The following is a 14,484-nucleotide window of genomic DNA, read 5'->3' as shown; positions in this document are numbered from 1 at the left end:
TCTCCGATCATACCCTATAACGCAGCGCGCGGCCGATCCAACACAGCATCCCTATCGGTTCCGCTGGGCTGCTGCATCGTGGAGTCGCCGACCGAATCGAGTTTCAGTTGCGCTGAACTCGGCAGCGAAGAGGATAGTTCTATTCCCTCTCTGCGACAGGCCTCCAGGATACGCCACTTGGCGTCAGCGTCGATACCACTCGCGCTGTCGACGCGAATGACAAGTTTGAAACTAACGACGAGGGCGTTCTCGGTAATGTCGGAGATGCCTTTCAATTTGAGGGGCTCAAGGATGGCCTCCTTGTAGTCGGGACTGTCCATCAGCTCACGCCCCACGCTCTTGGTGATCTTCCGCAATCTCTCCAGGTCCGTGTGACGGGCGAAATTGAGCTGGAATTTGACCGTGGACCAGTCGCGGCTGAAATTGGTGATCTGGCCAAGCTGTCCGAACGGAACGGTATGGAGCTGACCGCTTTGATGCCGGAGACGAACCGAGCGCAACGTAAAGCCTTCGACTGTTCCCCGCACCTTGTTGCAATCAATATATTCTCCGACCCGGAATGCGTCGTCAGCAAGGTAGAAAATTCCTGAAACAACGTCGCGCACCAGCGATTGGCTGCCGAATGAGAGGGCAAGACCAAATATCGAAGCGCTCGCAATCAGAGGGGCGGTGTTAATCCCCAGTTCTGAAAGGATCATCAGCGCCGTGACAACGATGATCAACACACTCAGGCTCACCCGCACGACAGGCATAAGCGTCCGGATACGGGACGCCCTTGTTCGATCCGAAGCCGAAACGCTGGTGTCGGCTGTCTGAGGCGCAAACGTTGCCGTAGCCATATATTTGTCGATTGTGAACCTCATCGCCTCCCAGGCGATATATGCGCCGAGCGCGACGACCCCGGCCCTGACCAATACATTCTTCCAACTGTTCCACTGAGAAGTTGTAAATATGCCCAACGCTTCTCCGAGCCATATATGCAAGACATAGATTACCGCGCTGCTGATGATAACAAGACGCGTGACACGCATGACAATGCCGGAAAGGCGGGGTGACGGCGCCTCCCCGGAGTCAGCGGCCGCCCTCGCCGCGAGCCTGCGCTGGAAAAACTTGAAGAAGGACTCGGCAAGGATGACCCCGACGACCACATTGATGGCGGTCATCTCGACATGGTTGCCTTGCACGGCACCGTAGACATCCACGAGGGTGCGCAGGACGATCAGTGGCAGACCTACAATCAACCAGCCATCGACGATCCGTTCCTGCTCTTGGCCGCTTCCCCACCATCCAAGGCTCGTTGCGATCAATTTCCCGATCGCGCGGCGCCATTGAATGGCCGACCATGTGAGGATCGCTGCAAACAGCAGCGCGTTGATCAGAAGACCCGCCGCAATGGCGTCGGAAGAAACTCCCGCAGCCGCGGGAACCAAGATCCATTTCCGCAACGCGTTCGCCGAGATGTTTATAACCAAAAAGTAAGATGTCGCACGGTTCGTATCGTCATCGAGTTCAACGATCCGCAGGGCCGGCCTTCGTGGCCGGAACCAGATAGCGATCACCTGCACGAAGAAACTCAGTTCGAGCACCACATTGAGAAGCAGATTGCCAACGCTTGCCTGAGCTCCCGCTCCTGCAAACCAGGTGCCTTTCGCAAGGTCGCAGACGACCCATGCTGTCCCAAACGCCAGAACATTAACGAACGCCGCCAAGCCGACCGTCACGAGCGTCGGCGTCTCTTCCGCGGAAAGCCTGTGGCTTAAAGCCCGATCACCGAACTTGGTAGCCACGAATTGCAGGAGGATCGCGGTGCCTGCAGTGAACAAGACCAGCAGCAGGAAGTCCCCGGTATTCCGGCCACCTGACTTCGCCTCATAGAGTTGATCAAAAGTACTGGAAAAGACCTCAGGCAGTTGCGGAAGTGCGGTGACAGCGGCAACCAGGCGGTGGAAGAACCGACTTGTTCCTGTGCCCAATTCTTGCTCCAGAGTACTTGCAGATTTCGGCAGAGCAGATGCAGGGTGGGGTTCCGGTGCCCGAGCAACTGGTTTTTCTGCCAACTTGCGGATCACATCGCTGCTAACGTCGTCGACGAGCTGATCAAGCTGATCTTTCGAGAGTGTGATGGTTGAGGAAGGGGGGCTAGCGTGCACATCTTGTGCGTGGCTGCCTACGGGTGCAGCCAACAGCAACAAGTACAGGCAAAGCAACATCTTCTGCAGACTTGTCCTCATCGTGTCCTCCCCAGCCCTCCATCGCCGTTCCCGCTACCCGAGGCTTGAGTCGCACGGCTTAGCCGTTGGACTGGCGGTCCGCCGCCTCGCGGGCCGCCTTTGCGCTCGGCTAAGGTCACCGCCACTGGCGGTGACCGGTGTCGCAGGTCGTTGGCCTCCTTCATGGGCCCTCGAGCTCGGCTTTCTGGCGTTGGTCAGAATGGACCGCTCGATGTTCAGCTTGATCTTGCCTGTGAACGCGAGGCCACATGGTCGTCGTGGTCCTCGACGTCGGTGTCGTATCGATACCGCCCGTCGTCCGTTTCATAATTGCTCGCGGCCGATCTTGACGGTGAGCTTGTCAATGTTGCCGGTGAACTGGAAGGGCAGCGTGTAGCTGTCGTCCACGGGCGTGCGGGTATCCACTCCGACGTCCATTGATTCATCGAGTGACATCAGGAAGGGGATTGTGTGGTCCACGGTCTGCTTCGACACGACCTTGCCGTCGACCGAGAGTACGCCGGTGCCGCCCTTACCCAAACCCGGTCCGACGTATTTGAAATCGAACACGATGGTGTGCTTGCCCGGTTCGAGCGAGGAGCCCAGCCAGTCCTCAGCGCCGACGCCGCCTTCCCAGCGGTAACGCTTCAGGTTCAGCAGGTTGTAGACGAAAACCGGCTTCCCTTTGAGCAGGTACAGTCCATAGCCGCCGAAACGGCCGCCCATGGTGGCGATCATTCCCTCGGTGCCGGCTGTCGGGATCGTAATGTCGGCGGTGAACGTGTAGTCCCTGTTCAGGATGCTTGGAGCGTTGCCGACTGGAATTCCCATGTTCTCACCCGTGTAGGTGAACTCCGTCCGCCCGGCTGTACCGCTTGGTCGAGGCGTGAGGATACGCGGCAAAACCGAGTTGTCCAACGGCAGGACCTGGTGGTTCGCAGCTTCGGTGAGGAACAGCGCCTGCATTTCCTTGAGCTTCTTGGGGTTCTTTGCGGCGAGGTCGTTGGCCTGCGAAAAGTCCTCGTCGATGTTGTAGAGCTCCCATTTGTATTGCTCGACTGGCGGAAGCGGCTTCGTCCCCAAGAGCCAGGGCGCCGCGGGTGGGGTCGTGCAGGCATACCAGCCGTCGTGGTAGATTCCGCGATTTGCGAACATCTCGAAATACTGGGTGGCACGCTTCGTAGGTGCGTTGGCATTCGCCTTGTCGAAGGTGTACGCCATGCTGACGCCTTCGATCGGTTTCTGCTCGATGCCATCCACCATATCCGGCGCCTGGATTCCCGCCGCATCGAGGATCGTCGGCACGATGTCAATCACGTGGTGGAACTGGTTGCGGATGCCACCCACGTCGTTGATATGGCCAGGCCAGGAGATCGCCATGCCCTGCCGCGTGCCGCCGAAATGCGACGCGACCTGCTTGGTCCATTTGAAAGGTGTGTCGAATGCCCAGGCCCACGGTACTGCCATGTGCGGATATGTCTGGTCGGACCCCCATGACTCGTAGTAGCGCAGATACTCGGCCTCGGGCAATTCGAGCACGCCGTTGGCGGCGGCCATCCAGTTCGGCGTGCCCATCATAGTGCCCTCGGAACTCGTGCCGTTGTCACCGTTGATGTAGATGATCAGCGTGTTGTCTAGTTTGCCCATGTCGTCGACTGCCTGGATGACGCGGCCGATTTCATTGTCCACGTAGGCCGTATAGGCCGCGAAGACATTCGCCTCCCGGGTCACGATCTTCTTCTGCACGAGAGATAACGAATCCCACTTCGGCAACTCGTCGGGCCATGGGGTAAGTTGAGTGTTCGCCGGGATCACACCGAGCCGCTTCTGGTTGGCGAAGATCTGCTCGCGCAGCTTCTCCCAGCCTTGATCGAAGAGGTGCATTGCCCCGATCTTGTCGATCCATTCCTTGGTCGGCTGGTGCGGATCGTGCGTCGCGCCGGGGACGTAGTAGAGGAGGAACGGTTTATTAGGCGCCGAGGCATTGAGTTCCTTCATATAGCGGATTGCATCGTCCGCCATGTCGGTGATGAGGTTATAATCCTTCTTTCCGATCCACGGGTAAACGGGGGTGTGGTCCCGGAAGAGATAGGGAGTCCACTGGTCGGTCTCGCCGCCCATGAAGCCATAGAAATATTGGAAGCCCATGCCGCTCGGCCATTGGTCGAACGGCCCCGCCGCGCTGTACACGAACGAAGGTGTATTGTGGTTCTTGCCGAACCAAGATGTGGCGTAGCCATTGTCGCTCAGGATTCCGCCGATGGTGGCGTTGTCCGGACCAATGATGGAGTTATACCCCGGAAAGCCGGTAGCCATTTCGCTAATCTGGCCAAAACCCACCGAGTGGTGGTTGCGGCCGGTGATCAACGCTGCACGTGTTGGTGAGCAGAGTGCGGTCGAGTGAAACTGCGTGTATCGCAATCCCGCATTGGCGACGCGGTCGAGGGCAGGTGTCGGGATGACGCCGCCGAAGGTGCTCGGCACGCCGAAACCGGAGTCATCGGTCATGATCAGCAGTACGTTGGGTGCACCCTTGGGCGGCACAACCGTCGGGGGCCACCAAGGCTTTGAATCCTTGGCATCTTCTTTGATTACGCCGCCGAATTTCGGCGGCGTCGGAGGGAGCTGCTTCCCGTCGATGGTCGTCGTCGAGCTCGGCGAGCCGGGCTCGCCCGAGACCACCTCTTGTGCTGCCGACAGGGTCACGCCGGACAGGAGCGCCGCAACGGAAGCGACAAGCCCAAGCGCTACTTTCCGAGCAATTCTACACATGTCCATTTTCTCCTCCCGTGTGGTGCAAAAGACTGCGCAAGCTCAGCCTCTCCGACCTAGTAGCAGGGCGGATAGGGATAGTAGCCGCAGGCCGGAGGCGGGTATGGCGGGCGGTAGCCAGGGACAGCTCCGTAGGCGGCGCCGGCCGCCGCGCCCGCATACCAGGCGCCGCGCCAAGCTGTGCGCCGGGCCACGCCCGCGAACGATGCCGGAGTGCGCGGCAACCCGATGATGTCGATGAAGATCGACGCCGGGCCGTCCGCTTTCTCGATGTTGCTTTCAAGAACCTCGACGGTGAAGGTGAGCGTGTCGCCAGAGAGCTTCGGTTCCTTGAGGACTACCACCGCATCTTCAACGATCGACGCCTCTTCATCGAACACCGAAACCGTTGCGTTCGGCAGATCCTTCTCAAAACCGCCGCCCGGCGCCCACTCTTCCAAAAGGTGCGCGGTCAACCCGTGACCAGCCGACCGCACCGGACGATCAGCGAACATGATAGAGTTGGGCGAAATGCCATTGAGCGTCAGGGTCATTCCCTTGAGGCTTGCGCCTTCGGAGTTCATTACGATCAGGGACGGAACGATTTCCTGCTTGGCCGTGCCGATCGATTTTTGGGCGGGCGCTTTGATTGCGTTTTCGGCAACTGCCGGACCTGTCGCGCCGAGTGACCCGGCGACAGCGACGATCAGCGCGAGTCGCGATACACCTCCGATAACCATCTTTGTCCTCCCTTAATGTCCGCATCGACTGCGGCGACTATCGCGAGACTATGCTTTGGAAGCTGCTCTAGCTTTAGGCACAAATGCCGTTCGCGGCCGACAAAGTTTGGCCGGTCCACTGACGATCTCTTGTTCAGATGGGCATGAAGCATCGCGTTCCCCCAACACGCCACGGCGTCCCTCAAACACGGCGCGCTCCATTCTTGTCGCGTATTTTAGTCCCTTACGTTGATCTGGCGCAATTCAACGCAAATAAGTAGTGCTTGGCGGCCGTCGGTTGTGGCGTAATTCGCTGCAACGGTAGTCCGGACAGAGACTCACAGAGTTCCTTCAGGCTTGAAGAGCGTTCAACGTCCTGTTGCGGTCCCTTCGCAGTCCTGCAGCGCGGCCGCACTATCCACGTTCCGGCGAATGGTTCTCGGGCCGCTTAGAATTATGCCAGCCGCCTCTCGCCTTGTGGACGGCCTCCGGATAGTCGAAGGCGCCGCACCGCGTGGCTGCGCTTCACCAATTTCCACTCGACGTCACTCTGCTCGCCGACATCGTTGTTGCTCCAAGTGAGCCCGGTACCCCGCTCACCTCTTGAGCCAGCACTGACACGCAACCAATTGCCAGGAAACCCGCTCCCGCGAGCAAGCTGCGACCGATTCTCATTTTAAAGCCCCCAGTCCAAACCGGACTATTTTGGTTATTTTAGAATATACTGTTGTACAGAGCGCAGCAATGAGACAAGCTATGCTCGGGGGTACGGCTTCCGTTTAACCTGTTCCGCTGGGAGCTCGCTGCGTGTGGGGCTGTGACGGTACATATGCCACCAGATGCTGCGGGATTTTTCCGTCGCCCAACTTTACCGTTCACCGGATTGCAACGATCCACTCGGGAGGGCATGCATCGATGACCAGACCATCAGGAAGATCTCAGTATCGGTTCGCGATCGCACTCGCGGCCGGGGTGCTTGGCGTGATCGGGTCCGGATCGTTGTCAGCAACCCTTGCCGACGACGCCGACGCCAAGAAATTTATGAAGGCGATGTCCGACTATCTCGCCTCCCAGAAGGCCATCTCCTTCGCTTACGACACCAACTTGGAAGTTGTCACCACCGAGCATCAAAAGATCCTGCTCGCAAGTTCCGGCAAGGTAGAAATGGTCCGACCGGACAAGCTCCGCGTCACCCGGCACGGCGGCTTCACCAATGTCGAGATGGTCTTCGACGGCAAGACGGCGACCGTTTTCGGTAAGGACGCCAATCTGTATGCGCAGGCCGACGTGCCCGGAACGATCGCTCACCTGGTCGACGAGATGCGCGACAAGCTACATCGGCCTGTTCCCGGTGCCGACCTCCTGTCACCCGATGTCTACGGCACGTTGATGGACGGCGTGACGGACGTGAAGGATCTCGGCAGCGGCGTTATCGGCGGAACCGAATGCGACCACCTCGCCTTCCGCACCAAGGAGGTCGACTGGCAGATATGGATCGCGCAAGGCGAACATCCCTACCCCTGCAGGTATGTGATCACCGCGACGCAGATCGATCAGGGACCGCAATACAGCATCCAGATCAGCGACTGGAAGACGGGCACCGACGTTGTGGCGGCAGACTACATGTTCAAAAACACCACGGACGCCAAGAAGGTCGATCTGTCGAAGCTCAAGGACACCGACGAGCTTCCCGATCACCTCGCAAAAGGAGCTAAGCAATGACCCTTTTCGGACGCGTGAGAGTTCTCCTGATTGCCGCGGCCGTTGTCATTTCCGGGATTGAGGTCGCCGAGAAATTCTCAATCCCTTTGCCAGACGTCATCGTAACCCCGGCCGAAGCCCGGATCGGCCGGCCGCTGACACCGGTCAGCGTCGCCGGGGTGGCACGGCGCACGGTCAGGCGCTGCGCGGTGGGCGTCTACTACTGTTAGGACGAGGCGATCGAGGGGCTGTCTGTTGGCATATTTTTGTGAGGGCGATCTGTGGGCAGTCAAAGTAGCGTAGCGTCGACGCAAACGAGTTGGCTTCGTTGGCTTCCCGTATGTTTGATGATCATGACGCTCGCCGGATGTGGAGGCCATCCAAAGGATGTGCTGACGCCGGTCGCCGACACGTCTCCGCAGTCGCCAAAGGTAGACATGCTGATCGCGACGACACGCACACGGTCGACCGTTCCAGGCGAGATGTTCAACGGAGAACGTGCGCTGGCCCCGGCCTTCGCCGACATGACGATCTCGATTCCGCCTAGCAAGGTTCGCAAGGAAGGACAGGTCGCCTGGCCGAAGAGATTGCCATCCAATCCGGCGACCGACTTCGCGACCGTGAAGGCCGACGATCTCAACAAGGACCAGGCCAAGAAATGGCTGAGTGCGAGCGTCAGGAAGACGCCCGATGGTAGCGTCCTTGTCTTTATTCACGGTTTTAACAACCGGTTCGAGGATGCGGTCTACCGCTTCGCGCAGATCGTTCACGATTCCGGCGTCCATAGTGCGCCCATCCTGGTGACATGGCCGTCCCGCGGCAGCCTGCTTGCCTATGGCTATGACCGTGAGAGCACCAACTATACGCGCAACGCCCTGGAGACGCTTTTCCAGTATCTGGCGAAGGATCCGGAGGTGAAGGAGGTCTCGATCCTCGCGCACTCGATGGGCAACTGGCTGGCGCTGGAATCGTTGCGGCAGATGGCTATTCGCAATGGTCGGCTGCCTGAAAAGTTCAGAAACGTCATGCTGGCGGCTCCCGACGTCGACGTCGACGTGTTCCGCCAGCAGATCGCCGACATGGGAAAGCAACACCCGCAGTTCACGCTGTTTGTCTCCCGTGACGACAAGGCGCTGGCCTTCTCGCGCCGGGTCTGGGGCGACGTCTCCCGGCTTGGTGCCATCGATCCGGAGCAGGCCCCGTTCAAGAAGGAGCTCGAGGACAACAAGATCATGGTGATCGACCTCACCAAGATCAAATCCGGCGATCGCATGAACCACGGCAAGTTCGCGGAGTCGCCTGAGATCGTGCAACTTATTGGCCAGCGTATCTCCGAGGGGCAGACGTTGACCGACAGTCACGTCGGACTTGGCGACCAGATTTTGGTGGCGACCACCGGGGCTGCGGCGGCTGCTGGCAATGTCGCCGGCCTAGTCCTCGCCGCGCCTGTTGCGGTGGTCGATCAGGACACTCGCGACAACTACGCCACCCATGTCGGAACTCTGTCGGGGTCGAGAGGCACGCGGCCGGCCGCGACCAACGACTGCGACCAGACCAGACCGACGCCGAGCTGCAAACGTTGATGTAGCGGATAGAGGCTACTGTAACAGACATAGGCATGACCAGCTTTTACTGGCATTTTCGATCGGAAGAGTGAGAGAGACGGCGATTCCGTCTCAGGTATAGGAGGAATACATGCGGGTTTCAGTGTTACGGGCCGCCGTCGTGTGCGCCGGTCTTGGTGTCGCGTCTTCAGCATTTTCGGCGGACATCGCGCCGGTTGTTCCGCAAGCCAAGGTGGTCGAGACTGAAAGCGGCTGGACCTATACCGTTGCTCCCTACTTCTGGGCAGCCGGGCTTTCTGGCGACCTGGCGCAGTTCGGTCTTCCTGAAGTGCATATCGACTCCAGCTTCGACGACATATTGGAAAACCTCGATTTCGCCTTCATGGCGGCGGGTGAAGCGCGATACGACCGCTTCAGCATCTTCGCCGACATCATGTACACTAAGCTCGGAGCGGATGCGACGACGAGAAGGGGTATCCTGGCGGACAGCGTCGACGTGACCTCAAAGACCTTCGCCGGATTGCTCGGAGCCGGATATTCCGTACTTGAGAACCAGTCGGGTCGTCTCGATGTCGTCGGCGGCGTCCGCGTGTGGTCGGTCGACACCACCATCGCGTTCAATGGCGGCTTTCTCAGCGGGCGCGAAACGGACGATGGGGCGACGTGGGTCGACGCCCTCGCCGGGGTTAGAGGGAACTACTTCTTCACCCCGGAAATCTACTTAACAGGCTGGGGACTCGTCGGCGGCGGTGGTGCCGATCTCGACTGGGATGTCGCTCTAGCACTCGGTTACAAGTTCACCGACACGATCTCGGCGGTCGCCGGCTACCGCGCCGTGGGTGTGGACTACAGCAACGACGGGTTTGTCTTCGACGTCGTCGAGCAGGGGCCGATCATCGGCGTCGCGTTTCGCTTCTAGGCATTGTAATCCTCCCAGCACTTGGCCCGGCGCGGGATTTACACGCACCAAGTCGAGTGAGCACAGCGCACAGCATCTCGACCCATTTCACCACGAGACCGTAACTTCTCTGGGGTCAGGCGGCGCGCAGGAAGGGTGGCTTGGGTTTGAATATCGAAGGCACGTTCGGTTCTGGCTGTCGGAATGGTGCCCTCAAGCGATCGCGAAGTTCGCCGTTCAACGCGGCCGTCCGGACCTGCATGAGCATGTGAGCGCCGTGGAGCGACTATCACATCTGCTGCTTCTTGACCATCCGCTTTCCAACAAGCGAATTTACCGTCGACTCGGCAGGTGTCGTAGCGACGCGAAGCCCGGGGCAGGCGCTTGAGGATTTCGGCGCCGTCCGAGATCACGGTGACGTCGCCGAAACCGCGATACCCTTCCTGCCGAAGGGCATGCAAAGTTCGATCTCGGATTGCGGTTTCGTCGGTGCTGCTCGTCGCGAAAAGCGGCCACCGACATCACCCCGACGGCTGCGGCCGCATCGGGCCACAACGAGCTCGAAATTTTGCGCTGAATTAGGATCAGCACTTCGGACATGAACCGTGTCGATGCTGATGACGAACTCCTCGCGTCGGTCACCGGGAAGCTGCATTTCAAGCGAAGCGCGTTCCATCTTCGACAGCGTCACTGCTATCCTGCGCTACATAAAGTCGGTAGATGGAAGGGCTTTCGAGGAGTAGGGGCGGCCGGAACGCTGATGCGGGTCGTTTGCGCCGCCTTATGCGCAGCACTTGGAGCTGGCGGAGGAACCACAGCAAGAGACTTCTTTAGCAGCTTGTTCGGCCAACCAGCGGTCCCGAGGCTTGCAGCTCGCAGGCCGTGGCGTCAACGCGACCTGGAGAGTGCCGTCTTCCGCGACAGGAGTATTCGCGCAGAACAACTGCATCGGCCGGACGCCATCGCTCACCTCGAAGGTCAGCTTGGCGGACCCGTCGAGACGGACGTGTTCCGAAACCTTGCGGACGATGGCCGAGAACTTCCCGGCCGTCATATGGGTCCGCTCGCCCTCCTCGATGTCCCATAGCTGCACGAAAATCTCCGACCAGGCTTCCGGATTTGCCCCGCAATCAAGCGCGGAGAACTGGCCAGCCTTGACCTCGGTCACGTGATAGCCGGGCTTCACGGGCTTTCCGTCATACAGGAAGACCAAGGGCAGGTCCGGTGTCTCTGCGGCTCTGCCGAGCAACTCCCCAAGCGAGATATCGGTTTTGTCGGATTGGCTATTGTCGATCGCGCTCATTTGTGGCTATCCTCAATTTCAATGATTCAAGGATTATTGAAATATGGATGATCGTCAAGCCCTCTCCTCCTTCGCCGCGCTTTCACAGGAAACCCGACTTTCCATCGTGAGGACCCTGGTCATCGCCGGCCCTGAAGGTCTGGCCGCCGGCGCGATTGCCGAACGCATGGGCGTCTCTCCATCAAACGTCTCGTTCCACCTCAAGGAACTCGAACGATCAGGCCTCATCTCCCAACGCCGGGAGTCGCGCTCGATCGTCTATAACGCAAGTTACGACACGCTGGCCGATCTGGTGACTTTCCTGATGGAAGACTGCTGCGCGGGGCATCCCGGCATCCGCGGGTCCGTGGAGCGATCCGCCAGTTGCTGTTCAAGCGAAGCATAGCCCGTCAAGGAACACGTCATTGCATACGATCAAGGTTCCGGCGGGCATCGTCTCCGCTCTCGGTGTCACGCAGATCATCGGCTACGGCACTTTCTACTATTCCTTCAGCATCCTCGCACCCGGAATGGCCAAAGACCTTGGCATCAGCCTGGAGCGGGTCTTCGCCGTCTTCTCGGTCTCGCTGTTCATCGGCGGCCTGTCTGCTCCATTCATCGGCAGGCACATGGACAAGATCGGTGCGGCAACGGTGATGACGCTGGGGTCGGCCCTTGCGGCGTTAACGCTGGTGCTTTGTGCATGGTCGCCGTCTGTGTCGCTCTTTGTCCTTGCGATTGTCCTGCTCGAAGTGTCCTCCGGGATGGTCCAGTATCAGGCGGCCTTCGCAACACTGGTCGAAAGCGAACCTCGCACCGCGTCCCGCAGCATCACCTATCTGACACTCATCGGCGGCTTTGCCTCCACCATCTTCTGGCCGATCGCCGCGGCACTGACCGGATATCTGACCTGGCGGGAAATCTATCTGGTGTTCGCCGTCTTGAACCTTATCGTCTGCATGCCCCTACACTACTGGATCATGCGTGCCGGAAGGCTGAGTTCCAAAACGGACGAGACAAGAACCCGCGAGGTCGTTGTCGGCGCTCTCGAACCCCAGGCGCGTCGCCGTGGCATGCTGCTGGTCTCCTTTGCCTTCTCTCTTTCGGGCTTCACCCTCGCCGCGATCCTTGCCCACATGGTGCCGATGCTCGGCGCGATCGGACTTGGCAGTGCGGCGGTCGTGATCGGTTCCCTGTTTGGTCCGGCCCAGGTTATGAGCCGCCTGATCAACATGGTCTTCGGAAAGAGCCTGTCGCCGCCCGCGCTTGCGATTGTCTCTGCCGCTCTCATGGTCACTGGCGCGGTAATACTCGGGGTGTCAGGTGATTGGCTGCCAGGTGCGGTGGCTTTCGCCATCTGTCTTGGCCTTGGGTCAGGGATCAACAGCATCGCTCAGGGGAGCTTGCCCCTCTATCTCTTCGGGTCCGCTGGCTATGGCGCGATCACGGGCAAGATGGCTGCGGCAAGGTTGGCGACTGGCGCGGCCGCCCCGTTTGCGTTCGCGGCCGCTATGAACCACTTCGGGACAACCCTCTCGCTTTTCGTGATCGCCGCGCTGGGTACGCTTGGGATCCTGGCGTTCGTCGCTGTCGCCTCATCGGTGCGTCGCGACCGCGTTGCCTGATAATGGAAGAGCGTACATAAGAGTCCGCGGATCATCGCCATGAAAGCCGAGCCTCCGTGAACACTCCGATCAAATCGACGACGTCACGCAGTCGTCCGGCCGCTTTCGGCGGCGGCGCCATCATCGGCGCACTCGGCGGGTTGATAGGGCTTGGAGGGGCAGAATTCCGTCTGCCGCTGCTCATCGGCGCATTCAATTTCGCGGCCCTCGAGGCGGTGATCCTGAACAAGGCAATGAGCCTTGTCGTCGTGTCTTCCGCCCTGCCGTTTCGAGCCGGCACGATCCCTTTCAGTCAGATCGCATCGAATTGGCCGATCGTACTGAACCTTCTTGCAGGAAGCCTGATCGGTGCCTGGTTCAGCGCAGGATGGGCCACACGGTTGAAATCTGAGACCCTCTACAGGGTGATATCCGTTCTTCTTGTCGCGATCGCCGTCGTGCTGGTGCTTGGCCACGGCACCTCGGCGGGTCAACCGCTTCTGACCGGAAACTGGCAGATCGTCGCCGGAATATCCGCCGGCTTCGTGATCGGCATCGTTGCGTCGCTGCTGGGCGTCGCCGGGGGCGAGTTGCTCATTCCGACGTTGGCTCTGCTCTTCGGCGCGGACATCAAGCTCGCCGGTAGCCTCTCACTGGCGGTGAGCCTTCCCACAATACTGGTGGGCTTTACCCGCTACAGCCGCGACCAGAGCTTTTCGGCTCTGGGTCGCAACAGGGTGTTCGTCCTCATCATGGCCGCGGGATCGGTGGTGGGGACGTTTGTCGGCGGTCTACTCCTCGGCATTGTCCCGAATTCGATCCTCCTTCCCGCACTCGCCGTGATCTTGTTGCTGTCAGCCGTGAAGGTCTGGCGGCACGGCTGACAGGATTTCTTCCCTAGATCAATTTGACGCGCTTTTCGAGCTCGGCCCCGTGGCCTCAGGCGACGGACCATCCGCCGTCCACCAGCAGGTTCGCGCCGGTGATCAGGCTCGCAGCCGGCGATGCAAGGAAGACTACGGCACCCACCACATCATCGGTTTCCCCGATCCGGCCGAGTGGAATGTGATCGACCGTCGCTTTGCGATTTTCGGCATCGGATAAAAACGGTGCTGTACCATCCGTGTGGATGAATGTCGGCGATACGGTGTTTACGGTGACATTATAGCGTGCCCATTCGGCTGCAAGGCAGCGCGTGAGGTGATTAATTGCCGCCTTGCTCATGCAATAGATTGCCTCACCGCGCAGTGCGACCGTACCGGCTTGTGAGCTAATACTGATGATCCGGCCACCATTTCGCGCGATCATGTGACGGCCCACTGCCTGTGTCATCAGGAAGGTGCCCTTGATGTTGACATCGAGTATCTCGTCAAGGTCCTTCTCCTCAACGAGTTCCGCGAGATTGCCCGGGGCCACGCCGACATTGTTGACGAGGACGTCGATCCGACCGAATGCAGAAACCGCCGCGTCGACGGCTTGTGCGATATGGGCCTTCTTGGGAATGTCCAGTTCAACCGGGAGAACCTTTCGTCCCGCGCCCTCGAGTTCGGCGATCAGGCCCGCTGACGCTGCGACATCGCGGACCCCCAAGACAATATCTGAGCCTGCTGCAGCACAGGCAAGTGCGCAGGCACGTCCAATGCCACGGCTCGCGCCCGTCACCAAAGTCACCTTGCCCTCAAGGCTGAAATCCGGCGTACTCTTCCGCATCATTGCCTCCCTCGATGAAGCTCAATTATTGCAGCGTCGGCGTG

The 14,484-nt window shown here is 59.7% G+C and carries 12 protein-coding genes; 7 read left to right on the top strand and 5 right to left on the bottom strand.

All coding sequences use genetic code 11. The annotated features are described in order from the left end of the window. Positions 1-14: 14 nt before the first annotated feature. The 3 genes from OVA00_RS34360 to OVA00_RS34350 all read right to left on the bottom strand — a co-directional run bounded on the left by OVA00_RS34360 (position 15) and on the right by OVA00_RS34350 (position 5,701). Positions 15-2,231 carry a mechanosensitive ion channel family protein gene (locus OVA00_RS34360; RefSeq protein WP_268090632.1) on the bottom strand — a complete coding sequence of 739 codons (2,217 nt, stop codon included), beginning with the start codon at positions 2,229-2,231 and terminating at the stop codon, positions 15-17. A gap of 303 nt (positions 2,232-2,534) precedes the next feature. Next, the gene (locus OVA00_RS34355; protein ID WP_268090631.1) at positions 2,535-4,988 is read right to left on the bottom strand and encodes an arylsulfatase; all 2,454 of its coding nucleotides are present in this window, start codon (positions 4,986-4,988) and stop codon (positions 2,535-2,537) included. A gap of 50 nt (positions 4,989-5,038) precedes the next feature. Further along, a complete protein-coding gene (locus OVA00_RS34350) occupies positions 5,039-5,701 on the bottom strand; it encodes a hypothetical protein (protein WP_268090630.1) in 663 nt (220 codons plus the stop codon). Between the two features lie 894 nt (positions 5,702-6,595). On the opposite strand from OVA00_RS34350, the gene OVA00_RS34345 reads away from it, so the two are divergent. The 4 genes from OVA00_RS34345 to OVA00_RS34330 all read left to right on the top strand — a co-directional run bounded on the left by OVA00_RS34345 (position 6,596) and on the right by OVA00_RS34330 (position 9,865). Beyond that, positions 6,596-7,402 carry a DUF2092 domain-containing protein gene (locus OVA00_RS34345; protein ID WP_268090629.1) on the top strand — a complete coding sequence of 269 codons (807 nt, stop codon included), beginning with the start codon at positions 6,596-6,598 and terminating at the stop codon, positions 7,400-7,402. Then, the gene (locus OVA00_RS34340; RefSeq protein ID WP_268090628.1) at positions 7,399-7,611 is read left to right on the top strand and encodes a hypothetical protein; all 213 of its coding nucleotides are present in this window, start codon (positions 7,399-7,401) and stop codon (positions 7,609-7,611) included. Before OVA00_RS34345 ends, OVA00_RS34340 begins: the two co-directional genes overlap by 4 nt. Before the next feature lie 123 nt (positions 7,612-7,734). After that, the gene (locus OVA00_RS34335; RefSeq protein ID WP_268091147.1) at positions 7,735-8,964 is read left to right on the top strand and encodes an alpha/beta hydrolase; all 1,230 of its coding nucleotides are present in this window, start codon (positions 7,735-7,737) and stop codon (positions 8,962-8,964) included. A gap of 112 nt (positions 8,965-9,076) precedes the next feature. Then, entirely contained in the window at positions 9,077-9,865 is a 789-nt protein-coding gene (locus OVA00_RS34330; RefSeq protein ID WP_268090627.1) for a hypothetical protein, read from the top strand. 760 nt (positions 9,866-10,625) lie between these two features. Here OVA00_RS34330 and OVA00_RS34325 read toward each other — a convergent pair. After that, positions 10,626-11,147 (bottom strand): DUF6428 family protein, encoded by a 522-nt coding sequence (locus tag OVA00_RS34325; RefSeq protein ID WP_268090626.1) that lies wholly within the window; start codon positions 11,145-11,147, stop codon positions 10,626-10,628. Between the two features lie 43 nt (positions 11,148-11,190). On the opposite strand from OVA00_RS34325, the gene OVA00_RS34320 reads away from it, so the two are divergent. The 3 genes from OVA00_RS34320 to OVA00_RS34310 are packed head-to-tail and all read left to right on the top strand — an operon-like array spanning position 11,191 to position 13,614. After that, positions 11,191-11,532: an ArsR/SmtB family transcription factor gene (locus OVA00_RS34320; protein ID WP_060520391.1), complete on the top strand. Its 342-nt coding sequence runs from the start codon at positions 11,191-11,193 to the stop codon at positions 11,530-11,532. Between the two features lie 19 nt (positions 11,533-11,551). Continuing rightward, positions 11,552-12,751, top strand: coding sequence for an arsenite efflux MFS transporter ArsK (arsK, locus tag OVA00_RS34315; protein ID WP_442780582.1), 1,200 nt, complete (start codon positions 11,552-11,554; stop codon positions 12,749-12,751). 56 nt (positions 12,752-12,807) lie between these two features. Continuing rightward, a complete protein-coding gene (locus OVA00_RS34310; RefSeq protein ID WP_268090625.1) occupies positions 12,808-13,614 on the top strand; it encodes a sulfite exporter TauE/SafE family protein in 807 nt (268 codons plus the stop codon). A gap of 55 nt (positions 13,615-13,669) precedes the next feature. Here OVA00_RS34310 and OVA00_RS34305 read toward each other — a convergent pair whose 3' ends face one another. Next, entirely contained in the window at positions 13,670-14,440 is a 771-nt protein-coding gene (locus OVA00_RS34305) for an SDR family NAD(P)-dependent oxidoreductase (protein WP_268090624.1), read from the bottom strand. Positions 14,441-14,484 lie beyond the last annotated feature (44 nt).

The organism is Ensifer sp. SL37 (assembly GCF_026672675.1).
Classification (GTDB): Bacteria; Pseudomonadota; Alphaproteobacteria; order Rhizobiales; family Rhizobiaceae; genus Ensifer; species Ensifer adhaerens.
Note: the sequence above shows the minus strand (reverse complement) of the source record. Positions and strands in the feature narration are given on the sequence as shown.